The organism is Flavobacterium piscisymbiosum (assembly GCF_020905295.1).
Lineage (GTDB): Bacteria > Bacteroidota > Bacteroidia > Flavobacteriales > Flavobacteriaceae > Flavobacterium > Flavobacterium piscisymbiosum.
Window position 1 is genome coordinate 783655 of the sequence record NZ_JAJJMM010000001.1, and the last position, 23580, is coordinate 807234.

Here is a 23580-nt window from a genome sequence, read left to right on the forward strand (position 1 = left end):
ACAATGTAATAAAAAAGTTAATTCGTCTATTTTAAAGACATTTAAGCATAAAATCATTTTGCAAAAAAAATGCAAACTAATTTACAAATCCTAAATTTGTTTAACAAACCAAAAAAAACAACCATGCATAAAAGTTTATTACTCCTTTTACTATTTTGTTTTTGTTTCGGAAATGCCCAAACTTCTTTCGTAAACAATACTATTATTCCCGCCCCAAATTCATACAAGGCAACCAGAGATAGTATTCACCTAAACGGACAGATAAAATTTACTTTCGAAAAAAATAAATTCAGTGCCAGAGAACTTAAAACCGCTCAAATTTTCGAGTCGGCTATAAATTCGAATACTTCAAACAAAAAAAGCAACATTGAAGTTTTGTTTGTTGCTAAAAATCCATCAACATCTTTAAAAAAGGAAGCGTATAAAATTGTTATTACTCCAAAAAAAATTACCGTTACCGGAAGTGAAGAAGGATTATTTTATGCTGTTCAGAGTTTGCTGCAGCTTTTGCCCAATAAACCAAAAAATCAGGAAATAAAATTGCCTTGTGTTACTATCGAAGATGAGCCCAGATACAGCTATCGGGGGCTTCACCTGGATGTTTGCCGTCATTTTTTCTCTGTCGATGTTATAAAAGATTTTATAGCACAAATGGCCAGTTATAAGTTAAATAACTTCCATTGGCACTTAACAGATGATCAGGGATGGAGAATTGAGATTAAAAAATATCCAAAACTGACAGAAGTAGGTTCGAAAAGAGCCCAAACTTTAGTGGGAAATAAATTTGAAAGATCACCTTATTTTTTTGACGGAAATCCGTACGGAGGTTTTTATACTCAGGAAGAAATCAAAGATGTCGTAAAATTTGCTGAAGATCATTATGTAAATATCATTCCTGAAATCGAAATGCCTGGTCATGCAACTGCAGCTGTTACAGCTTACCCAAATTTGTCTTGTTTTCCAGATCGCCCTTATAAAGTGGTAGAATATTGGGGCGTTTTTGATGATATTTTCTGCGCCGGTAAAGAAGAAACGTTTACTTTTCTTGAAGATGTTTTGACAGAAGTTATGGCTTTGTTCCCAAGTAAATACATTCATATTGGTGGAGACGAATGCCCAAAAACAAGATGGAAAGAATGTCCGAATTGTCAAAAGAGAATTAAAGATTTAGGTCTAAAAAACGAACATGAACTACAAAGTTACCTGACAACCCGAATAGAAAAATTCCTGAATGCAAATGGAAGACAAATTTTAGGCTGGGATGAAATGCTCGAAGGCGGACTCGCGCCAAACGCCGCTGTAATGTCATGGCGAGGTGAATCTGGCGGAATTGCAGCCGCAAAACAGAAACATAATGTGATCATGAATCCGGAGCAGGTTTTGTATCTGGATTACAACCAGGGCTATTCACCGAATGAACCTTTAACAATTGGAAGATTAACGACTGTAGAAAAAATGTACAACTACAATCCAACTCCGGTTGATAGTTTAACCGTTGAGGAACAAAAATATATTATAGGCGTGCAATCTAATCTTTGGTCAGAATACTTAACAAGTCCCGCCAAACTGAATTATATGATTTATCCTCGTGTATTTGCTTTAGCCGAAATTGCCTGGACAGAACCTCAAAACAAAAATTTAAATCATTTTATTCTGAATCAAATTCCGTATCATTTAGAAAAACTGGAAGCACAGAAACGATTGTATAAAGTTCCAACACCTTTTGGCACAAACGAAACGGCATTAATCGCGGATAAATATGTTTTGGATTTAAAACCAACTATCAAAAGCGGACAAATATTCTATACTATTGATGGATACAATCCAGACGAAACTGCAGAACTTTACACCAAAACTGTAACGATAAATATTCCAAAAGGAGAATTCAGAATCATCAAAACGGTCCAGATCAGCCCAAGCGGAAGAAGAAGTTCTATAAATAAAATATTGGTTCGAAACCCGGATTTAAAATCGGCTTTAGCCATAAAATTAACCAAGAAAGGTTTAAAATTCAATTATTATACCGGAACATTATTTCAGCAAACACAAGATTTAGAATTGATAAAACCTATCAATTCAGGGATTTTTGAAGGTGCAATAAGCAGTGAAAAATGGAAAACAAAAACAGAGCGTTATATCGGCTTAAAATTTGACGGATACATCTATATTCCGGAAACGGGAAATTATACGATTTCGACGCTTTCAGATGACGGATCGAAGCTTTTTATCGATAATGAATTAGTAGTTAATAATGACGGTATTCATTGGCTCAACGAAGCTTACGGAGCGGTAAAACTTGAAAAAGGATTTCACAAAATCAACATTAGTTATTTTGACCAGATTGGAGGAACTACTTTAAGCTGTTTTATTCAGCAGGAAGGAAAGGAAAAACAAGAAATTCGTGCTTCGCAATTGTATTATGAATAAGATATAACAATAAAACAGCAAAAATAAATTAGAACGGGAATGATAGCGTGAGACTTTGTAGCAGGTAATTTTTAACAGTTTTTAATTCCTGTTTTAATCATTTCTATTAGCAAATTTTTCAATTATTTCTTCGTCATTTTTTTCATCACTTTTTTCTAATGAGTAACAAAAACTTATTGTCGGTTCTTCTTTAAATTTTAAATATAAATTTGGTCTTAGTATTCTGGTTTTATTATCGTTAAAAGAAGTTCTATATTGATTACCAGGGTTTCTTTTAACTGTAAAACAATATATTTTATTAGGATCTTGATTATCACTTTTTGATAAAGAAAATATCACACATTGCTTCTGCAATTTTGACTTGTTGAAATTGATTTGATTTGGTATAAAACTGGAAAAATATTCAGCAAATTGTTTTATTATTTCACCCAAATTTCTAGAATATTCAATGTTGAAAAACAACCTTAACAATTTGACATCTATGTCTATAAATCCTTTTGAATTTACCGAAAGTGTCAAGCTTTTATTGAAATCGTCTGCTCTAATAAATTCTGTTTTTAAAAGAGCATATTTAGGTTTTTCTTCTCCTTTTAAATATAGTTTTGCAAGAACAACATAATTATTTCCTTTATAATTAAAATTAAAAGCCTCAAGTATCCAACCATTCTTTTCCAAATCTTCTTTAAGCAAACTTAAATTATCGAATAATGCCATAAAATTACAATTAGTTATTATATAAAAATTATGAATAAATCTAAACCAAAAAAAAAGGCAAAACAACTTTTTATAAGTCATAAACATATTAGAATAAGCCATAAAAAAAACGCATTCAACCTAATGAATGCGTTTTTTTATTATTTAAAAACTAAAAGTGTTTTTATATTATCCTTTTAAACTTGCAGATAAATATTCACGGTTCATACGTGCGATATTTTCAAGAGAAATTCCTTTAGGACATTCTACTTCACAAGCTCCAGTGTTGGTACAGTTACCAAAACCTTCTAAATCCATTTGGTGTACCATGTTTAATACACGATCAACTGCTTCTACTTTACCTTGAGGTAATAATGCATATTGAGATACTTTTGCAGAAACGAATAACATTGCTGATGAGTTTTTACAAGTTGCAACACAAGCTCCACAACCAATACAAGCAGCTGCATCAAATGATTTATCTGCATCATGTTTGTTAATCGGAATTGTATTGGCATCGATTGTATTTCCTGAAGTATTTACCGAGATAAATCCTCCTGCATGTTGAATTCTGTCAAAAGAACTTCTGTCAACAACTAAATCTTTAATTACAGGGAAAGCTTTTGCTCTAAATGGCTCGATAAAAATCGTATCACCATCTTTAAACATACGCATGTGCAACTGACAAGTAGTTACTCCTCTGTCTGGTCCGTGTGCTTCTCCGTTGATGAATAATGAACACATTCCGCAGATTCCTTCACGACAATCGTGATCAAATGCTACTGGCTCTTCTCCTTTATTGATCAATTGTTCGTTAAGAACATCAAGCATTTCAAGGAAAGACATATCTGGTTCGATTCCGTCGATTGGGTAATCAACAATTCCCCCTTTATCTTGGGCGTTTTTCTGACGCCATATTTTTAATGTAAGTTTCATTTTGTATAAGTTTTAAGTATCAAGAAGTCTGAACTTTCTTAAATACTATTTGTAGCTTCTTTGAACTAATTTAATGTTTTCGTAAACCAGAGGTTCTTTGTGTAATACTGCATCACTTGGTTTTCCTTTGTATTCCCAAGCTGCAACATATGCAAAGTTTTCGTCATCACGAAGTGCTTCTCCTTCTTCTGTTTGGTATTCTTCACGGAAGTGACCTCCACAAGATTCATTACGGTGCAGTGCATCTTTCGCGAATAATTCTCCTAACTCTAAGAAATCGGCAACACGTGTCGCTTTCTCTAATTCCTGATTAAATTCGTTAGCGCTTCCAGGAACTTTTACATCTTTATAAAACTCTTCACGTAAAGCAGCAATTTCTTCGATAGCTTCAGTTAAACCTTTAGCATTACGAGCCATACCTACTTTATCCCACATGATTTTTCCTAATTTCTTGTGGAAATAATCTACAGAATGAGTTCCTTTATTATTGATAAATCTGTCGATTTGATCTTTTACTTCTTTTTCTGCTGCTACGAATTCTGGTAAATCTGTAGAAATTTCTCCCATTTTAATATCCGGAGCCAAATAATCTCCAATAGTATAAGGCAATACGAAATATCCATCAGCTAAACCTTGCATCAAAGCAGAAGCTCCAAGTCTGTTTGCTCCGTGATCAGAGAAGTTAGACTCTCCTATTGAGAAACATCCCGGAATTGTAGTCATTAAGTTATAATCAACCCAGGTTCCACCCATTGTGTAGTGAACCGCTGGGTAAATCATCATTGGCGTTGTATAAGGATCTTCGTCAACGATTTTGTAATACATCTGGAATAAGTTTCCGTATTTACTTTTGACGATTTCAGCTCCTAATTTAGTTACCAAAGCAGCATCATTAGCATCTAAACCTTTTACGAAAGCTTCTTCAGTTCCGTAACGTTTGATCGCTGCTGCGAAATCAAGGTAAACAGCTTCTCCGGTTTTGTTAACACCAAAACCAGCATCACATCTTTCTTTTGCAGCACGAGATGCAACGTCACGAGGTACTAAGTTACCAAAAGCAGGATATCTTCTTTCTAAGAAATAATCTCTCTCAGTTTCAGATAAATCAGTTGCTTTTTTCTTTCCTTCACGAATCGCTTTTGCATCTTCTTGTTTTGCAGGAACCCAAATACGACCATCATTACGTAACGACTCAGACATCAAAGTCAATTTTGACTGGTGATCTCCTGAAACAGGAATACATGTTGGGTGAATTTGCGTGTAACAAGGATTTGCGAAAAACGCTCCTTTTTTATGAATTTTCCAAGCTGCTGTTGCGTTACTTCCCATAGCGTTTGTTGACAAGAAAAATACGTTTCCGTATCCTCCAGAACCAACTACTACTGCGTGAGCAGAATGTCTTTCTATTTCTCCGGTAATTAAGTTACGAGCGATAATACCTCTCGCTTTTCCGTTCACGATTACAATGTCAAGCATTTCGTGACGGTTGTACATTTTTATTTTTCCACGACCAATCTGACGGTTCATTGCAGAATATGCTCCTAACAATAATTGTTGTCCAGTTTGTCCTTGTGCGTAAAATGTACGAGAAACCAAAGTTCCTCCAAAAGAACGGTTATCTAATAATCCACCATATTCACGAGCCAATGGTACTCCTTGAGCCACACACTGGTCAATAATATTAGCAGAAACTTCAGCCAAACGGTGAACGTTTGCCTCACGTGCACGGTAGTCACCCCCTTTTACAGTATCATAAAATAATCTGTAAACTGAGTCACCATCACCTTTATAATTTTTTGCAGCATTGATACCTCCTTGTGCAGCAATAGAGTGCGCACGACGAGGTGAATCCTGAAAACAAAATGCTTTTACGTTATATCCCTGCTCAGCCAAAGTAGCCGCAGCTGAACCTCCAGCCAAACCTGTACCAACGATTATAATATCTAAATTACGTTTGTTTGCAGGGTTTACTAAATTAATATGATCTTTATAATCTGTCCATTTGTCCGATATTGGGCCATGTGGAATTTTTGAATCTAATGCCATTATAATTGATATTAATTATGTTGATTGAAATGATGAAATAATGCGATGATGACAAAAAGTGCTGGTACAATAACCGCAAAGCCATAACCGATTTTACTTAAAAATCTTGAATACTTATTGTTCATTCCTACTGATTGAAGAGAAGAACCGAATCCGTGCCAAAGGTGAAAACCTAATAACACAAATGAAACACAATATATTCCAGTGCGAATTGGATCATTAAATTTATGAACTAACTCTCCATAATACCTTGTAGCATCTGGCGCAGCACCTGCAATATATTTGTAGTTAACCTCCGGAAACCAGAAATCATAAAAATGCAATCCTAAGAAAGCCAAAATAACCAATCCAGAAATAATCATATTTCTAGAACTCCATGAAGCATTTGCGGCTCCGTTGTATTTTGCATATGCAATTGGTCTTGCAGCAGTATTTTGAGCCGTCAATACGAATCCCATAACGAAATGGAAGATTACTCCGATTGCCAAAACTGGTTGCATTACATATTGAATCAGCGGATTGTATCCCATAAAGTGAGATGCTTCGTTAAAAACATTTTCACTAATAATAGAAATAAAATTTAAGGAAACATGCAGCGCTAAAAACGTGATTAAGAATATTCCCGAAAGGGCCATAGCCACTTTCTTTAAGATGGAAGCATTCAATAGTGCAGATTGTGCCATAATTGTTTAAGTAGTTTGTTTTAAAAAATTACACAAAAATAACTCAATTAACAAAGAACTACAACCATTTCGCTGTTATTTATAATGATTTTAAAATACATTACGTAATACGTACTTTTACGTATAAAAAACGCTCTATCCCAAATTATTTTATTATAAGATTTTCTTTAAGCACCTTTTACCGAGATTTCCTGCGGTAGAACGAGCAAACTTGTTTCTAAAGTTTGTCATATTATTATTTTAAGTAAACTTTTAATTTGTTTTCTTCAAAAGTTACTCCTTACCGAAATTTTATAAGGTTAAAAAATTGTCATTCCACAACATAATTTTACCTTTATCGGCTTCAAAAAAAATATAATGAAAACAGGAATTGACGCTATCTCTTTTGATGTAGCCAACATACATTTACCCATAAAAACTTTGGCTGTTGCCAGAAATATTGAACCCGAAAAATTAGAAAAAGGTCTTGGATTAATAAAAATGACTTTACCGGACGTTCATCAGGACGCGGTGGTTTTTGGAGCAAACGCTCTGACAAAACTTATTCTCGAGAACGAAATAAACCTAAACGAAGTTAGCCGGATTTATGTTGGAACCGAAAGCGGAATCGACAGTTCTAAACCAATAAGCTCGTTCTTAATAAGCTTAATGGAACAAAAATTTGGAGAAGATTCCCTTGCAGAATGCGACGTTGTCGATTTTACCTTTGCTTGTATTGGCGGTGTTGACGCTTTGCAAAACTGCATTGATTTTGTAAAATTAAATCCGACTAAAAAAGCAATTGTGGTTACGACTGATTTTGCTAAATACGATTTAAATTCTACAGGTGAATATACACAAGGTGCCGGAGCTTTGGCAATGCTTGTAACTTCGAACCCAAGAATTATTGCTTTTGATGACAATTGGGCAACATCTACAAAAGGTGTTTTTGATTTTTTCAAACCTTACAGAACTATCTCAAAAGAAGCAATTACTCAAAACGAAAATAACGATCCGTGGTTTGATAATTTAGAAGCCGAAATTGAAATTCACAAAGACCAACCGGTTTTTGATGGACAATATTCGAATCAATGTTATATGGATCGTACACGAAATGCGTACTTCTCGTTCAAGAAATTAAAAAACACTACCGAAACTTTATACACTACCTGGAACAGCATTATCATGCATCTTCCGTATTCTTTTCAGGGACGCAGAATGTTGTCTGAAATTTATGCTTTAGATCACGCTGATAAAATTATTGCAAAAAATATAGAACCAGCAGATTATCAAACTAAAATTAAAGAAGTTGGAAAATCTGATGAGTACAGAAAGTTTGTAACCGAGAAATTGCAACCTGCAGAATTGGCTTCTTCTTTAATAGGAAATCTATATACAGGATCTATTTTCATGGGATTATTATCGACTTTGGCTCATTATTATGACACAAAGCAAGAAGTTACGGGAACTAAATTTGGATTCCTGGCTTACGGAAGCGGATCGAAATCAAAAGTTTTTGAAGGAACAATTCAGCCCGAATGGCAATCGGCTTTAGCCAAAGTAAAACTTTTTGAGAATCTGGAAGAAAGCGTAGAAATTGGTTTTGAAACTTACGAAAGTCTTCATAAAAAAGAACAAAAACAAAGCGTAAGAACTCCTAAAAATGAATGGGTTTTAGATCGAATCGAAAAAGAAATACCTAATTTGATTGGGGCGAGATATTATAAATGGATCGAGTAATTAAATTCCTCCCGATAGCTATCGGGACCAAATTCCAATAAAAACCGAAGCAGAATTGCTTCGGTTTTTTTATTAGCACAATCTTGTCATCCTGAGCGAAGTCGAAGGACACGCAAGTAGCTCGACAATGTAAATCTCTTTGTGTTAATTTCGTACGTATCCTTCGACTTCGCTCAGGAGGACATACTGTATGTTTAAAAGATCTTTTCACAGAAAAAGATTCAATTCTTCTTATGCTGCTCTGTATAATTCTGATTTCCTTTAATAGCTTCATCATGTACATTCATTCCGTTTGACATTCCGAGCATAAAAGCCGTTATTATCACAATCAATTTTCTTTTTATCCAATGAAGTGGTCGCTTAGATCGCTCTAAACGTGTTTTATTTTTATGTTTATACATTTTGTAAATGATAAATGATTAGACATTATTTTATCATCGTATGCGCTAAAACGCATACTATTTAGAAAAGAAATTTTCTAAATGTTGTATAAACTTTTACGGTAATTATTTGAAATTACTATTTCGTTTACAAAAACAGATTGTTTTATAAATGAATTTATTCTTTGATGAAGAAGTGCCCGTGTTTTTTGAAAAACCTGAATTTTAAGACTAAAAACCACTGCAAATTCAAGAAATTTTACAGGAATTAAAAATGAGACTTTTATTCTGGAAACAAATTGACTGAATGTATATAAACGAGCATTTTTAAAATCTAATTCTGTCTTTAGAATTACATAAGAAGATTGATAATAATCGGCAGATTTTGATTGAGAAACTAAATTACCATCACTCGCAATCACGACAAAAGCGAGAAAGAGTGAGATTATATATTTTAGATGTTTTTTCAATTTATTCTGTTTGATTTTATCAGCTAAACGAAAGTACAAATTAAAATAAAACCTACAATTTCGGAAACTGTTTTTGTTTATTGGTTTTTATTTCGATTTCCTTTCGACAAAGCAACAATCCCAATCCTGAAGTGAAAACCACACAACTCAGCAACATATAAACTCCATTTTTTAAAATAAAAAACGAAAAACCTATCGTTATCGAACCAAAAAGAACCATTAAAACACTAATTGTATTTGTTTTGATAAAATTTATAGCATGTAATGATAGCCCAATAAAAAGCAATGACGGCCCAACAATAATAAATGGGTATAAAATAGAAGGCGTATTACTAATTTGAATACTTAATGCTTCTCTTGCAAGATCATTATTGCCAAAACTGAACATTATAAAATCGATTGTACAAAGTCCGATATGTGCAATAACACCTAAAGCCGTGACAATCGAAGCAACAGCATTTAATTTATTTTTAGGAAACACGTCATTAAAAGATAATAAAAAACAAGCACCAATTAAATTAAACCAATGCGCAAAATCGATTGGTATTTGAAAGTCCGGTAAAACTTTTGAAAAGAATAAATAACTGATCAGGAAAAATAATAATCCAAGAAGGCAAAGCTGTTTTGTTGTCATAATTAATTTTTTAAATTGATGAGACAAAACTACTATCGAGATCTTTCTTAACAGTATGTTTTATTGAGTTTGGTACAAAACTATCGGTTTTAGGTACAGAATTATAATGCCAATAAAGTTTCTTTATAATTTTTGGAAACAGGAAGTTCTATTTGGGTTAGAATTATTGTATTTTGATTTCTCCAGGACTTAAAATGCACAGGATTTATTAAATGAGAACGATGAATTTGAACTAAAAAAGAAAAATCCTCCTGAACTTTTTTGAGCGAAGACCTGATTATCTTAGAATGCAGTTTTCCATTTTCAAGATAAAATATCTCGACATAATTTTGAGCATTCGAAACACAAACCAAATCTTCTTTTTTGATTTTTAAAACATCTAGTTTATTTTCTCCTCTAATAATTATAAAATCTTCTTTTTGCGGAATCAGCTTAATCAAATATCTTCTTGCCAAAATAATTACCGGAGTTAAAATCAAGGCAACTTTAATAAAAATTCTAGAGAAAAATTCGGCAAAACTATAACCGCCATTTAAAATTGGACTTTTGTAATACGCATAAATTCCAATTAAATAGATAATATAGAAGACAATAAGAAATCCGGTTTCTAAACCGAGATTCCATTTTGATATTTTTTCGAAAACATTTTTTTGAAGCACAGCAAGAATACCATAACACAAAAATGCCATAAAACTAAAACCAAAACTTATTAAAAACCACGCTTTAAAATTGATAGTTCCGTCATCGAAAGGTTTTATAATGAAAGCAAAAACAAAAAGCCATAAAGCGATAAGTAAACCTATTATCAGATTGTGTTTTATGGATATATTGAGTTGTTTCATTTTTTCTTAAAGCGATTATTACTATACAATATTAGACTTTAATTCAACTTGTTTCAAGTAGATTCATCAGTTTTCTACTTCTTTTCAAGATCAATATTTGCATCAAAACACAAAAGAAGTAAATTACCACAAATCAAATTTTAAAAAGAAGAATTTTATACAATATTTAAAAAACAAATTAAGGCATCAAGTCTTTTTGTAAGTATTTATTTGTATTTTTATCCTAGTCGTATCCGAAAAACTTATAGAGTAGGAAAATCCAAAAAACAAATTAACTATGAAAAATTTACAAAAATTATCAAAATTGCAAAAATTATCAAAAGAAGAATTGAAATCAATCAACGGTGGAGCTGTAAAATGCGTACCATATCCAATATGTGCTGGTAACGAAGTTTCTTATTTTGGAAGAAATATATGTGGTTGGTATTTATTCAAAACAGCAACAGATAGCATCTGTATGGAATATGCATTATAACAAAAACATAATCAATAATTTATTAAAACTGCTGCCTAAAAAACAGCAGTTTTTTTATGTCGAATCTCTACTGGAAAGATTATTTATAAATCGTAAATTTATTATGCGTTAAGCCAAAACCAAGATTCTCATAAATCAAGACATTTTCTACTCGCCTTTTATTTGTTGTGACTTCAATGCTTTTCAAATTATTCTGATCTGCATAATGCATTATCTTTTCGATCAATTGTCGCCCAATTCCTTTTCCACGATGATCTTTATGAATAAAAAATTCCTGAATCTCGCCCACTAATCCGCAATGATGTAAAAGATTTTGAGTGTGAAAGCTAATAAAACCGACACCTTCACTTTCGTTTTCAGCTATTAAATACAAATTCTTTGGATTTAAAATATTTTCATAAAAAATTTCTTTGAATACTACCAAATCTAATTCTTCATTTTCGAGTTCACAAATTGCTTTATAGATAAAGTCTAGGTCTTGTTTTTGGATTTTTCTGATTTGAATATTTAACTCCATGATTTAATAAATTACCAAATAACATTTGTTAATACATTGGCGAAAGCTTTCCGCCATTGCTAAAGACCTTTTTTAACTCTTCGGAATCTGCTAACCATTCAATAGTTACAAATCTTGAGCAATCATTTTTTAATTCATTAGACCAATCAATTAAAATAGCCGCATTATCCTTTTTAATTTCGTCTTTAGCAAATTGATATGTTTTATTAAAATATGCCGCTGCCTCTCCCCTAAGATCAAAAGACACATATTTTGTTTTTTGAAAAAACCGCACATAACGAAAGTCGTTTTCTCTCACTGGTATCAAGTTTTTTTACTTTGTCTTTTTTAGTAAAATTATCGACTTCGAAAATTCTCGATACTGAATTTTTTAGATTTGCATTTCTTTTTAAATACCCGCCCACACTCATCGGATTAAATATTCTTTTTAGTGCTGATTCTTCGATTGGTGCTGCAAAAGTCAACGGCTTTATTACTTTTACATTCTCATGATTTGCTTTTCCTGCAAAAATAGTCACCAATTGCTCTTTCAAATCATCAAAATGAGTTCCTCCTTCTAAATAAATAATAACCAACTCTCCTTCTCTTAATTCAAAAGGCGGTATAAAATAATGATCGGTTGTGATTCCTTTATTTTCAATTATAAGTTCGTTCATTTTATCAGAATAAATATTCATTCAACCCAAGACGTTCAAATTTAACCTTGTATTTCTGAACGTAATTGTTCCAATTCGCTTGATTTTTATAAAGAGAAAAAGCATAATCGACAATTTCTTTACTAAAATGATTTCCAAAAATAGCGTCAAGATTTTCTATTCCGGAATCAACGACACGTTTCAGAACCGATAATTTATCTTTCCCATTTTCTTTGCAGACTTTATCAAGCCATAACCCTTTACCCAATTTTGCATATTCTTCAAGTAAGGTTTCTGTAATAAATTCAGACGGAACATCATTAATATTCGGCTCATGTTTCCCGTTTCTAAATGTAGTTAAAATCAATTCTTCAGAATAAAATTCATTCGGAATAAGCGAAATTAATGTTCCGCTTTCTGCCGCTTTTAAACAAAGCTCTTTTGTAATAAATTCATCCGGTATTTTCTGAATTGCAAAACCATCTTTAATTACTAATTTTTCGCAAAGTTCACGTGTAACAAATTCCTGATCTACATATGGTAATGCATGAAATGTAATATTTAATGCAAGTTCACACAATTTCTGAGTTTTGTATTGAGACGGAACTAACTTTAAATCACGATAATTTGCCAAAACCCGATTTTGCCAATATTCATAAGTTTTCGCAGGCGGGTTATTTTGTTTTAAAACCAATTCTCCGTTTTCTAATTCGTGTTTTAACTCTTCGAAAGTTTCGATCAAAGGATTTTCAAGATGTTTGCGTAATTCTATCGAGATAATCTCTTCTTCCCTTTCATCATCATATTCGCAACTATTTTTCGAATCAAAATCATCTGTTTTATCGTTGTAATAAAACAAATCGTTTTTTCGATCTGCAAATGTGGTATAATGATCTTCGACTATAAAAACGGGGCTTCAATAATGCCTGAACATTTAAAATTTCCGTGATTATACGACGTCATTACAACTTCCTGAGCTTTTACATTACCGGTTATTTCAACATACGAACCGCCTAATAATAAACTTTGACAAATTACATTTCCATTAATAAAAACATAAGGCCCGTAATCGCCTTCGGCATTTATAATTGTTCCGGTTGTCGAGAAATTTCCGTTTATTAAAATTCCTTCAATTCTTATTTTTTCAATTTCTTTTAATGGAAGATTTAAGATCTTGGCAAGCCATTTTTTCTCCCTTTCTTCATAAAGATCCAGATAGAAGTTACCTTCAAAAGTTACATCTTCGTTTGCAACCAAAAAGAAATCTTCGTCGCTCCATTCTTCAAAATAATCGAAGCCTTCGTGATCGATTAGAAACGGAAATTGCGATTTGATTTCTTTTATTGTTATTAGTTTAAAACTTGAATTGCGCATTTTGTTGTTTTATTGATTTACGGGTTGGAACAAGAATTTGTTTACGGAAACGATTGTAAATACGACCTACTAACATTGTATTCTTTTTGCTCCAACAATAAAACTTCCTTCAATGTCAGTAATAAATCCTCCGTACGGATCGACGCTGTAACCATTAATTTTCTTTTCGATATTAAACCAAAGAGAAAAACTATAATAGCCATCACTAAAATGATTCGCTATTGAACCTTTAAATTGCAAACCAGAGAAAACCATATGATAATCTTCTATTTTTTCATCCTGATCTATACTACTGCCAAATGCTTCAGCCAACGCAAGCAACACTTTTTGGGATTTTGTTAATAGTTCTGGCAAACTGTTTTTATTTTTTAGATTCTTAACAAAATCAACAAAAAGATCCCAGTTGATTTGACTTTGATTATATTCATCTTCATAAATTTCAAAACTAACATCTATATCATTAACATACTGAGTTGACATGTAACATTTTGCACTTTCGGAATATACAAAATCAAATTTTTGACTATCAATTTGAAGTGTTTTCATAAGAATTTGAGTAAGAGGTCTAATTAATAAAATGGTATTGTTTTCAAGCCAATATACAAAATACCACAATTTAAAAAAACCGATGTTCTAAATAAATAATTAGATTACTAATGATTTCGCGTGAGGGATAGAGGCGGTATCCTTTTATGAAGCGGAGCGGAGTAAAAGATATAGCCGAAAGCCCGACCCGGAGGGACACGCCATTATTAAGATTCTGTGCTGAGTTTTCTAAACCTTTGTGTCAATTGTTAGTGAGGTTGCTTCGTTCCTCGCAATGACAAAAACTTTGTGCCTTAGCGCCTTCGTGGCAAACCAAAACAAATAAGAAAACTTTAATAAATCAATCTTATGCCACTTCTGTAAAAATCACTAATTTTGAAATTCGAAGTTCAAAACTCACATTATTATGAAATATCATCAAATAAACAGCGCTCTTTTTGTAAAAAATCGCAAAAAATTCACGGCAGAAATGAAACCTAACAGTGTTGCCGTTTTTAATTCAAATGACATTTACCCGGTTAGTGCTGATAGTACTTTGCCATTTGCGCAACACAGGGATATTTTTTACCTAAGCGGTGTTGATCAGGAAGAAAGTATTTTGCTTTTGTTTCCAGATGCACCTTATGAGAACCAAAAAGAGATTCTTTTTTTGAAAGAAACCAATGATCATATCGCAGTTTGGGAAGGTGAAAAGTTAAGCAAAGAACGTGCATTTCAGGTTTCAGGAATCAGAACGGTTTATTGGCTGCAGGATTTTCATAAAGTTTTGAACGAAATGATGACGTATGCTGATACAATGTATATTAATACCAACGAACATTATCGTGCAAGCGTTGAGACTGAAACTCGCGAAGCTCGTTTTATAAAATGGTGGAAAGAGCGTTATCCTGCACATAATGTAGCGAAAAGCAACCCAATTTTGCAACGTATTCGTTCTGTAAAAGAAAGCGAAGAAATCGATTTGATTCAGCAAGCTTGTGATATTACTGAGAAAGGTTTCCGTAGATTATTGTCGTTTGTAAAACCAAATGTTACAGAATATGAAATCGAGGCCGAATTGATTCACGAATTCGTTCGTAACCGTTCTAAAGGTTTTGCTTATACACCAATTATTGCTTCGGGAAATAATGCAAACGTTTTGCATTATATCGAAAACAATCAGCAATGTAAAGCCGGAGATTTGATTTTATTGGATGTTGCGGCTGAATATGCGAATTATTCCAGCGATATGACAAGAACAATTCCGGTTTCGGGAAAATTCTCAGATCGTCAGAAAGCGGTTTATAATGCTGTTTTGAAAGTAAAAAATGAGGCTACAAAAATGTTGACTCCAGGAACGCTTTGGAAACAATACCATATTGAAGTGGGTAAAATCATGACATCTGAATTACTTGGTTTAGGTTTATTAGACAAAGCCGATGTTCAGAACGAAAACCCGGAATGGCCAGCTTACAAAAAATATTTCATGCACGGAACTTCTCACCACATGGGACTTGACACGCACGATTACGGATTGCTGCACGAACCAATGAAAGCTAATATGGTTTTCACGGTTGAACCAGGAATTTATATTCCGAACGAAAAATTCGGAATTCGTTTAGAGGATAATGTTGTCGTTCAGGAAAAAGGAGAACCTTTTAACTTAATGCGCAATATTCCTATCGAAGTTGATGAAATCGAAAGTTTGATGAATTCTTAAGAGAATATAGATTATAGAAAATAGAATAAAGACGGCTGGCAGAAATGTTAGCCGTTTTTTTTACCATATAACTGATATAAGTTCATCTAAAATTGAACCAATACGTAGTAATTTTAACTCAAATGAACTTATAGTACTTATATGGTTTTAGCTTTTCTTATCTTTGCAATTATAATAAAAACACTATTTTGAAAACTCTTTTATATAAAAATACCAGGATTTCTTATACTGATTCAGGTCAGGGAACTGCAATTGTTTTACTTCACGGCTTTTTAGAAAATAAAAAAATGTGGGATGATTATGTTGCTCTTTTCGCTGAAAAATATCAGGTTATCGCTATCGACTTATTAGGTCATGGCGAGTCTGATTCGTTGGGATATGTTCATTCTATGGAGGAGAATGCAAATGTTGTACACGAAATTTTAAAACATTTGAAGATCGAAAAAGCCACAATTGTGGGACACTCTATGGGAGGTTATGTTGGTTTGGCTTTCGCCGAATTATTCCCAAAGAATATCAATAAATTGGTTCTGCTCAATTCTACATCAAAAGCAGACAGTCACGAGAAAAAAATAAATCGAAATCGCGCCATAAAAGCAGTAAAACAAAACTATGTAAACTTTGTAAGTCTTGCGATTGGTAACTTGTTCAGTGAAAACAACCGAACACGACTGGCTGACGAAATAGAAAAAGCAAAAGTTGAAGCTTTAAAAACCCCTTTACAAGGAATTGTAGCCTCGCTAGAAGGAATGAAAATACGAAAGGACAGAGAATCGCTTTTGCAAAAAAACTTATTTCCGGTTTTATTGATTTTAGGAAAAAAAGATCCGGTTTTAAACTACGAAGAAAATATTACTCAAATCGAAAATACAAACGCAAAACTAGTTTCTTTTGAAGACGGGCACATGAGCCAGATCGAAAACAAAGAAGAACTAAAAGATACTTTATTGGATTTTTTCGAATAATTATAATCCACTTTATAAGACCAAAAAAGGCTGTTCAAAAAATATGAACAGCCTTTTTCTCATTATTGGGGCAAACTTATAATTTTGATATAATGTCTTTTTTGAATTTAGACAAAGTTGCTCTTGTTAATCCAAGATTCGCTTTTGTTGAGTCAACCGCTAAATAAATAAAATACTTACCATCTTCAGAAACATCTATAATATGTATCTGATCTGTAAGTGTTATTAAGATATCATTGATTTTTTGATCTAATCCCAAAGCTTTAATAGCACTTAATTTTGCTTTTACTACTTCTAAATTATAAGCAGATGCTAATTCCGGGTCAAAATTTGGATTTAAAGAAAGTGAAGAGTAAGACATTCCTGTTTCAACTTCAGTTACTGAAACTGCAATAAATCCGTTGATATTCTCTTTTAAATCGTTTTGGAAATTCTGTAAAAAATCTGACATGTTTTAATTGTATTTAAATTAATTATTGAAAACGGTATCCATTTTGCGTAACAAAAGTCCCATTTTGCTTATATCTTTAGAAAGCAGCGCAACACAGTTATCTTGTTCGTCTTTATTGGCCACCACAATACCTTCTTTATTTTTAATCATAACCTGTTTTAGATCTCCGTTATTAACATCTTCAGACATCTCTAAACACATCTTTAATATCATTCCGATCATTGCTGCTACATTTCCGTCGTACTCTAAATTAACCGATTCCAGCAAAATGCCATCTATGTTAAAAGTTAATCCCGATTCAGCTCCAGTTTCTTCTACTAGTGTATTTAAATCAATCATATTCTTATCGTTTCATTTTTTAAGAGGATCAAAGATATTTGAATAAATAGAATTGTCCGATAAACACTTGTTAAAAAAAAGACACACGTAACCATTTGAAACACTTTTATTTATACGATAGTGTTTCTTTATTTTTTAAATAAACTTTCTAAAAAACGTTAATAAAAAAAGAAGATTTGACTAAAAATATCTCGATCTGTTTGAGATATCTTAAATATTATTTTAACATTTACCAGAAATTCCTTTTGCAACAAGTTTTTCATAGATTTGCAAAAAAAATTATGGAAACAAAGACTGTTGACGAATTACGTTTTGACTTAAATGTAAAACTGATGAAATTTAGAAGATTTCGTTTTGAGAACGGAAGTATAAATAATCCTGACTTACAAGAACGCGCAAAAAAAGGATTTTTTAAAAAGATTTTTAGCTAAAAGCCCCCTACAAAAGCTCCAAATCTACCAAATAACCTTTCGTTACAAGTTCTGCATTATTCCTGATATAATGCGTTTTACCTTCTTTGATCAAAATTACCTGAGTCGAAATTTTGATTACATTTTTATAATTGTGATCTGTAATCACAATTCCCCTATTTTGAGAATTTACTTTTATTAACTCATTGACCTTATCAATCATTATTGGCGACAATCCGTTGTAAGGCTCATCCAGCAAAACAAACTTCGAAGGATTAAATAATACAATTTTAATTTCCAGATAGCGTAGTTCTCCACCAGATAAATGACTTATTCTTTTATTTAAAATCGACTGAATAAATTCATCTTCATAGAAAAACTTTATTTTTTGTTTATCGATCGATAATGCAATAGCCTTTTTTACCGATAAGTGATTCGGAATAAATTGCTCTTGCGACAAATAACTAACTTCATTTGACACATTATTTTCATTGTTTTTTGAAACAGAATCAATGCGAATACATTTATTTGAAGCTCTTACTATTCCGAAAATGATTTTTAGCAAAGTCGATTTTCCAGAACCATTTCGTCCTAATAAACCAATGATTTGAGACGTTTCACATTTTAAGTAAACATCTGAAAGAATTACTCTTTCGTTATATTTCTTTTGAATTCCGTCAACTTCTAAAATATGCTTTTTCAAAATATTTTCTTTAATAAAAAAATTATCAGACCAATTAAAATTGTAGCAGCAAAAGTCATCAGATAACTAAGAATCAAAAGCCAGATTTTTGAAATTCCGTTATTCGAATAAAACACATAATCATTTTTTCTATATAATTCTTTGAAACCAATACTCATCAAAAAACCGAAACTCAGAAACATAATAAAAAAATAATCAAAACCACCCAATAAAACTGCAATAGCACAAACACTTAAGTTAATAACTAAAGTGGTTTTAAAAAATTCGAAAATGTTGTCTAACTTTCTGATGGCTTAATTTATTTTTTCCTCAAAAGGAATATTGACATTAAATATTTCAGTGAGCAATAAGACAATTTCTTCCAGATAACTATTCAAAATCTCTCTTGAAACCACCATATCCAATTCCTTTTCTTCTTTAAATCCAAAAGGAAGAAAACCTGATTTTAAATTTTTAAAAGAAATAATTCCAACTTCAATTGGCAAACCCGCAGCTTCATTCTCAAACATAAAAGCATAAGCCAAAACCTGAATAATTTTATCATTTTTAAGCTCTTGTGTCAATCCACTCCACGATTTGAGTACAACACTCGTTTTTTCGACTTTACCGGTCTTATAATCGATAATTCTGATTTTCCCGTTACGCAATTCAATTCTATCGACATTTCCTTTAATTAAAACCGGAAATGGCAAATTTGGATGTTTCAGTTCACGTTCATAAGTTTTTTCCAGAGCAATTATTTTAACAGCATCTCCATTTTTGATTGATTCTAATTCCATTTTTAAGAAATTAGAAACGTTTCTTTTTGCAACTTCAAAAGCCAAAAGATTACGACCTTTTTTAATTTCCCCTTCTTTATAAACCACCTTAAATTGTCGAAGAACTTCATCATCCAATAATTTGAAGCAATTTAAAATATCAGCTTCAGAAATGAATCTACCCACAAAAGGATCATACAATGCTTTTAAAGTTTCATGAATTATAGTTCCTAATGTGTTTAATGCGATATTCTCTTCTACCTCTTCTACTTCACGAATACGAAGTATTTTTTGAAAATAAAACTCAATCGGATTTCGAATATAACTTGTCAGCGCCGAAGGTGAAAAACCAGCAGTTGCAATTTCCTTCAAACGTTCCATCACAGCATCAGATTTTTCAACTACCATTGGCTGATAAGCTGATGTTGGCAAAAAAGGATTATAAATATCAAACGTCAGATTGTGTTTCGATTGCTTCTCGACCTCAAGCTGCGTGATAAAACGACTTCGTTCTCCTGCATCCAATCCGTCGTTTTCGGTATTATAAATCAGATAAATATTTTTAGCCCTTTGCAATAAATGATAAAAGTGATAGGTATAAATAGCATCTTTTTCTTTAAAAGTTGGCAAACCCAGTTCTCTTTTTACATCATAAGGAATAAATGAATTCTGTGATTTTCCGGCAGGAAACTTTCCTTCGTTCATAGAAGTTACAATTACGGTATCAAAATCAAGAACACGGCTTTCAAGAACCCCCATAATCTGCAGTCCATGCAAAGGCTCTCCTTCAAACGAAACTTCAGCAACATCTATAATTTGCTTATAAATCGCATGCAAAGTGTCAATATTATCAATATGGCTGTGTTGTGTGTAGTAATTAATCAGTTTATTGATGACTTTAAAAACAGAAAAGACAAAAGCTTTTGCAATTTTCTCCTCTTCATTATCATTGTTAAAATTTTCTTTTATCAAAAGTAAAAGTGCCGATACATTTTCAAGAACCGCAATCGATCCGCTTTCCCATTTTTGAAACAGCAACTGAAACAATTGGGACGGATAAGAATTAAGTTCAATAATTCGGTTATGAGTAATAAAAGTATAATTGTTTTCTTTAATAATCCTTACTAAGTTACCTGCATTTGCATAAGGCTCGACTAATGGGTGCGTTAAAATATCAAGTACATCCTTATAATAAAAAACATAACTTTCTCCTTTTCGCGAAAGCGCATTAGTATGCATTTTAAATAATTTTGCAATCAGTATCTGAGAAGGGTTATTTTTTCCTGAATATCCCATTGTAATATTCAAACTCCCAACAGAGGAGGGTAATGAATACAAAACAGGCATTAATAAATTCTCCTCACCAAGTACAATGGCAACTTTATCAAGAGATGTTGCAGGATTTTCACGAATTATATTCTCAATTATACTTCCGGCTAATTTGGCCTGACCAATGGTTTTAGGAGTTCCTATTACCTGAATATTTTTAGATTGCGAAAAATCATCTACAATCCACTCAAAAATATTGCTTTTATAATGTTTCCAGTTTTCTTTAAAACGACGAACAAAAAGCCCCGCATCATGATAAGGATCATTTAAGAAAGTCTGATCTACATCCCAATAAATTTTAGCCTGATCAAGTGCCAAAAGATGCTGCACAATTTTTTCTTCGGCAGCATTTAAAGCATTAAAACCGGCAAAAATAAAAGTCCTGTTTAAAACGGTATTCGAAAAGTGATTAAGATTATTTACAGCCTCTCTGTAAATTAATCCCTGATACCCTATTGATTTATTTAATAAATGATTATAAAGGGAATCATAATATAAAGGCAGAAGTTTCCAGAAATCAATATAGTTTTCTAAAAGTTTAGTTTTATTTTCGACTTCTATTCCCCATTTTTTGATGTCTTCTATATCTTTCAGATAAGACAAAACATGCGAAGGATCTAATAAGTAGCGATCGATTTCATTAAAATCCTGCAAAAGTGTTTTAGCCCAATTGGCAAACAGCTCAAAAGATTGCTGGTTTTGCTTTTCTGTTACTGAAAGATAAACTTCATAAAACTCAAACAAAAGCTCAATAGAATCTATAGATCTTATCGAAGCAACTTCTTGCACAAAGTCTTCAATACTAATGATCTCAGGAGAAAGAATAGTCTTTTTAGTTTCATTTTTTAAAGCTTCAATCAAAAAAACTTTCGCTCTTTTGTTTGGCAAAACAATAGTAGTTTCAGTAAGCCTCTCCGAATAATCCTGAATTATAACGGTTGCAATTTTTCCGAGAAAAGAAGTATTTATCATTTGATAAAAATAAAAAAAGCCATTCAATTAAGAATGGCTTTTAGTATTTATTTAGAAAGTAAATTAGATTTTACCTTGGTATTTAGAACCAATGTGTCTAATTTCTGTTCTTCTGTTTTGTGCTTTACCTGCAGCAGTTTTGTTACTTGCAACTGGTTGAGACTCTCCAAAACCTTTAGAAACTAAGTTATCAACGTTTACTCCTCTTTCGATCAAAGCGTTCATAACAGCAGTAGCTCTTTCTTCAGAAAGTTTTTGGTTCAATTTGTCAGAACCATCGCTATCTGTGTGACCTTCAATAGAGAATTTCGCGTTTGGATAGTTTTTAAGGATTTCTTTAATAGCATCTAATCTAGCTGGAGTTTCTTTGTCACCAGTTTTGAAAGTAGCTTTTCCTGAGTTAAAGTAGATAGCTCTTGCTTGAACTTTAAGATCTTCTAAAGCTTCGTTAGTTACTTCAGGACAACCTCTGTTAGAAGCAGGACCGTAAACTGTAGGACAATCATCATCTTTATCAGCTACACCATCTTTGTCAGCGTCTAAGAAAGGACAACCACCATTTTCTTTAGGACCAGCAACTGTAGGACATTTGTCATCTTTGTCTGGAACACCATCTCCGTCAGTATCAGGACATCCGTTGAATTGTTTTGGACCAGCAACATCTGGACAAGCATCATCTTTATCAGCGATTCCGTCTCCGTCTCTATCAGGACATCCGTTTAATGCAGCTAAACCAAATTCAGTTGGACAAGCATCACTAGCGTCAACGATTCCGTCTCCGTCAGTATCAGGACATCCGTTGAATTGTTTTAAACCAGCAACATCTGGACAAGCATCATCTTTATCGTAGATTCCGTCTCCGTCAGTATCTTTACCTCCGAATTTGAAAACTAAACCAGCAGTGTGTTGAAAGTGAGATGGAGCATCTGGAGTTCCAGAAGCATCAACTCTATCTCCACTAACTGCCCATTTGTATCTTGTAGCAAGCTCAAGACCAATAGCATCTGTAAACCAGAAAGTTATTCCAGCACCTGGATTAACTGTTCCGTAGCTACTATCACCAAAGAAAGTATAACCTCCACCAACAGATAACGAAGGATCAATTACTTTTGATTTAATTAATTCCTGGAAGCTATACTTAATAGTAGCATCAATTCCGTAATACATTAAATCGCCAGGATTTACTACAGCATTTCCTCTTGAATCACTAATCAAGCTTGGATTATTAAAAACAACAAATTTATCAATTTTGTTTACAGATCCTTGTAAACCAACAGAGAAACCACTACCTACATATCTAGACACACCTATGTAAGATAAAGAAGGAAGAATATTCCAGTTGTCTTTTACAGCGAATGGCTGAGAAAAGTGTTGTTGAAAGAAACCACTTCCAGATCCAGAACTGGTTCTAGTGTCAACGGCATTAACTCCAAAAGAGATAGCCCATGGATTGTTACTGTCTTGTGCGTGAGAACTTAAACCCATCACCATCATCACAGCAACTAAAAGTTTGTTAAGATGTTTCATACTTAATTTTTTTTAATTACAATTTAGTTAATTACAAGCAAAAGTAACAC

The 23580-nt window shown here is 32.7% G+C and carries 25 protein-coding genes; 6 read left to right on the forward strand and 19 right to left on the reverse strand.

The window, feature by feature from the left end; all coding sequences use genetic code 11:
* Positions 1-123: 123 nt before the first annotated feature.
* Positions 124-2427, forward strand: coding sequence for a family 20 glycosylhydrolase (locus LNP81_RS03705; protein ID WP_230033533.1), 2304 nt, complete (start codon positions 124-126; stop codon positions 2425-2427).
* A gap of 93 nt (positions 2428-2520) precedes the next feature.
* Here the strand turns inward: LNP81_RS03705 and LNP81_RS03710 are convergent, their stop codons facing one another.
* The 4 genes from LNP81_RS03710 to LNP81_RS03725 all read right to left on the reverse strand — a co-directional run bounded on the left by LNP81_RS03710 (position 2521) and on the right by LNP81_RS03725 (position 6785).
* A complete protein-coding gene (locus LNP81_RS03710) occupies positions 2521-3141 on the reverse strand; it encodes a DUF6037 family protein (RefSeq protein WP_230033534.1) in 621 nt (206 codons plus the stop codon).
* Positions 3142-3309: 168 nt separating this feature from the next.
* Positions 3310-4056, reverse strand: a complete 747-nt coding sequence (locus LNP81_RS03715; RefSeq protein WP_230033536.1) for a succinate dehydrogenase/fumarate reductase iron-sulfur subunit — start codon at positions 4054-4056, stop codon at positions 3310-3312.
* 45 nt (positions 4057-4101) lie between these two features.
* Positions 4102-6102, reverse strand: coding sequence for a fumarate reductase/succinate dehydrogenase flavoprotein subunit (locus LNP81_RS03720; RefSeq protein ID WP_230033538.1), 2001 nt, complete (start codon positions 6100-6102; stop codon positions 4102-4104).
* 11 nt (positions 6103-6113) lie between these two features.
* Complete coding sequence (locus LNP81_RS03725) at positions 6114-6785, reverse strand: succinate dehydrogenase cytochrome b subunit (RefSeq protein ID WP_230033540.1); 672 nt, start codon at positions 6783-6785, stop codon at positions 6114-6116.
* A gap of 357 nt (positions 6786-7142) precedes the next feature.
* Between LNP81_RS03725 and LNP81_RS03730 the strand changes: the two genes are divergently transcribed.
* Entirely contained in the window at positions 7143-8504 is a 1362-nt protein-coding gene (locus LNP81_RS03730) for a hydroxymethylglutaryl-CoA synthase family protein (RefSeq protein WP_230033542.1), read from the forward strand.
* Positions 8505-8725: 221 nt separating this feature from the next.
* Here the strand turns inward: LNP81_RS03730 and LNP81_RS03735 are convergent, their stop codons facing one another.
* From LNP81_RS03735 to LNP81_RS03750, 4 genes are all read right to left on the reverse strand, one after another.
* Positions 8726-8905, reverse strand: a complete 180-nt coding sequence (locus tag LNP81_RS03735; RefSeq protein WP_230033545.1) for a hypothetical protein — start codon at positions 8903-8905, stop codon at positions 8726-8728.
* A 77-nt stretch (positions 8906-8982) separates the two neighbouring features.
* Positions 8983-9354: a hypothetical protein gene (locus LNP81_RS03740; RefSeq protein ID WP_230033547.1), complete on the reverse strand. Its 372-nt coding sequence runs from the start codon at positions 9352-9354 to the stop codon at positions 8983-8985.
* A 52-nt stretch (positions 9355-9406) separates the two neighbouring features.
* Entirely contained in the window at positions 9407-9988 is a 582-nt protein-coding gene (locus tag LNP81_RS03745; RefSeq protein WP_230033549.1) for a hypothetical protein, read from the reverse strand.
* 101 nt (positions 9989-10089) lie between these two features.
* The gene (locus LNP81_RS03750) at positions 10090-10830 is read right to left on the reverse strand and encodes a LytTR family DNA-binding domain-containing protein (RefSeq protein WP_230033551.1); all 741 of its coding nucleotides are present in this window, start codon (positions 10828-10830) and stop codon (positions 10090-10092) included.
* A gap of 277 nt (positions 10831-11107) precedes the next feature.
* Here LNP81_RS03750 and LNP81_RS03755 point away from each other — a divergent pair, with 277 nt between their 5' ends.
* Positions 11108-11305 (forward strand): bacteriocin-like protein, encoded by a 198-nt coding sequence (locus LNP81_RS03755; protein WP_230033553.1) that lies wholly within the window; start codon positions 11108-11110, stop codon positions 11303-11305.
* 79 nt (positions 11306-11384) lie between these two features.
* Here LNP81_RS03755 and LNP81_RS03760 read toward each other — a convergent pair whose 3' ends face one another.
* From LNP81_RS03760 to LNP81_RS03785, 6 genes are all read right to left on the reverse strand, one after another.
* Entirely contained in the window at positions 11385-11822 is a 438-nt protein-coding gene (locus LNP81_RS03760; RefSeq protein ID WP_230033555.1) for a GNAT family N-acetyltransferase, read from the reverse strand.
* Between the two features lie 28 nt (positions 11823-11850).
* Positions 11851-12069: a hypothetical protein gene (locus LNP81_RS03765; RefSeq protein WP_230033557.1), complete on the reverse strand. Its 219-nt coding sequence runs from the start codon at positions 12067-12069 to the stop codon at positions 11851-11853.
* Positions 12059-12478: a hypothetical protein gene (locus LNP81_RS03770; RefSeq protein WP_230033559.1), complete on the reverse strand. Its 420-nt coding sequence runs from the start codon at positions 12476-12478 to the stop codon at positions 12059-12061. Before LNP81_RS03770 ends, LNP81_RS03765 begins: the two co-directional genes overlap by 11 nt.
* A 4-nt stretch (positions 12479-12482) precedes the next feature.
* Positions 12483-13316 carry a hypothetical protein gene (locus LNP81_RS03775; protein ID WP_230033568.1) on the reverse strand — a complete coding sequence of 278 codons (834 nt, stop codon included), beginning with the start codon at positions 13314-13316 and terminating at the stop codon, positions 12483-12485.
* Positions 13317-13357: 41 nt separating this feature from the next.
* Positions 13358-13831 carry a bactofilin family protein gene (locus LNP81_RS03780; RefSeq protein WP_230033570.1) on the reverse strand — a complete coding sequence of 158 codons (474 nt, stop codon included), beginning with the start codon at positions 13829-13831 and terminating at the stop codon, positions 13358-13360.
* Between the two features lie 69 nt (positions 13832-13900).
* Positions 13901-14377 carry a hypothetical protein gene (locus LNP81_RS03785; RefSeq protein WP_230033571.1) on the reverse strand — a complete coding sequence of 159 codons (477 nt, stop codon included), beginning with the start codon at positions 14375-14377 and terminating at the stop codon, positions 13901-13903.
* 406 nt (positions 14378-14783) lie between these two features.
* Here LNP81_RS03785 and LNP81_RS03790 point away from each other — a divergent pair, with 406 nt between their 5' ends.
* Both LNP81_RS03790 and LNP81_RS03795 read left to right on the forward strand, forming a co-directional pair.
* On the forward strand, positions 14784-16076 hold the full coding sequence (locus LNP81_RS03790; RefSeq protein ID WP_230033572.1) for an aminopeptidase P family protein: 1293 nt from the start codon (positions 14784-14786) through the stop codon (positions 16074-16076).
* Between the two features lie 188 nt (positions 16077-16264).
* The gene (locus tag LNP81_RS03795) at positions 16265-17041 is read left to right on the forward strand and encodes an alpha/beta fold hydrolase (RefSeq protein WP_230033573.1); all 777 of its coding nucleotides are present in this window, start codon (positions 16265-16267) and stop codon (positions 17039-17041) included.
* 76 nt (positions 17042-17117) lie between these two features.
* Here the strand turns inward: LNP81_RS03795 and LNP81_RS03800 are convergent, their stop codons facing one another.
* Both LNP81_RS03800 and LNP81_RS03805 read right to left on the reverse strand, forming a co-directional pair.
* Positions 17118-17492: a hypothetical protein gene (locus tag LNP81_RS03800; RefSeq protein WP_230033574.1), complete on the reverse strand. Its 375-nt coding sequence runs from the start codon at positions 17490-17492 to the stop codon at positions 17118-17120.
* Positions 17493-17510: 18 nt separating this feature from the next.
* A complete protein-coding gene (locus LNP81_RS03805; RefSeq protein WP_230033575.1) occupies positions 17511-17831 on the reverse strand; it encodes a roadblock/LC7 domain-containing protein in 321 nt (106 codons plus the stop codon).
* A 281-nt stretch (positions 17832-18112) separates the two neighbouring features.
* On the opposite strand from LNP81_RS03805, the gene LNP81_RS03810 reads away from it, so the two are divergent.
* Positions 18113-18262 carry a hypothetical protein gene (locus LNP81_RS03810; protein ID WP_173970473.1) on the forward strand — a complete coding sequence of 50 codons (150 nt, stop codon included), beginning with the start codon at positions 18113-18115 and terminating at the stop codon, positions 18260-18262.
* Between the two features lie 7 nt (positions 18263-18269).
* Here LNP81_RS03810 and LNP81_RS03815 read toward each other — a convergent pair whose 3' ends face one another.
* The 3 genes from LNP81_RS03815 to LNP81_RS03825 form a co-directional block, all read right to left on the reverse strand.
* Entirely contained in the window at positions 18270-18944 is a 675-nt protein-coding gene (locus LNP81_RS03815; RefSeq protein WP_230033576.1) for an ATP-binding cassette domain-containing protein, read from the reverse strand.
* Positions 18945-19237: 293 nt separating this feature from the next.
* Positions 19238-22003 (reverse strand): PD-(D/E)XK nuclease family protein, encoded by a 2766-nt coding sequence (locus tag LNP81_RS03820; RefSeq protein ID WP_230033577.1) that lies wholly within the window; start codon positions 22001-22003, stop codon positions 19238-19240.
* 63 nt (positions 22004-22066) lie between these two features.
* Positions 22067-23530 carry an OmpA family protein gene (locus tag LNP81_RS03825; RefSeq protein WP_230033578.1) on the reverse strand — a complete coding sequence of 488 codons (1464 nt, stop codon included), beginning with the start codon at positions 23528-23530 and terminating at the stop codon, positions 22067-22069.
* Between the last annotated feature and the right edge of the window lie 50 nt (positions 23531-23580).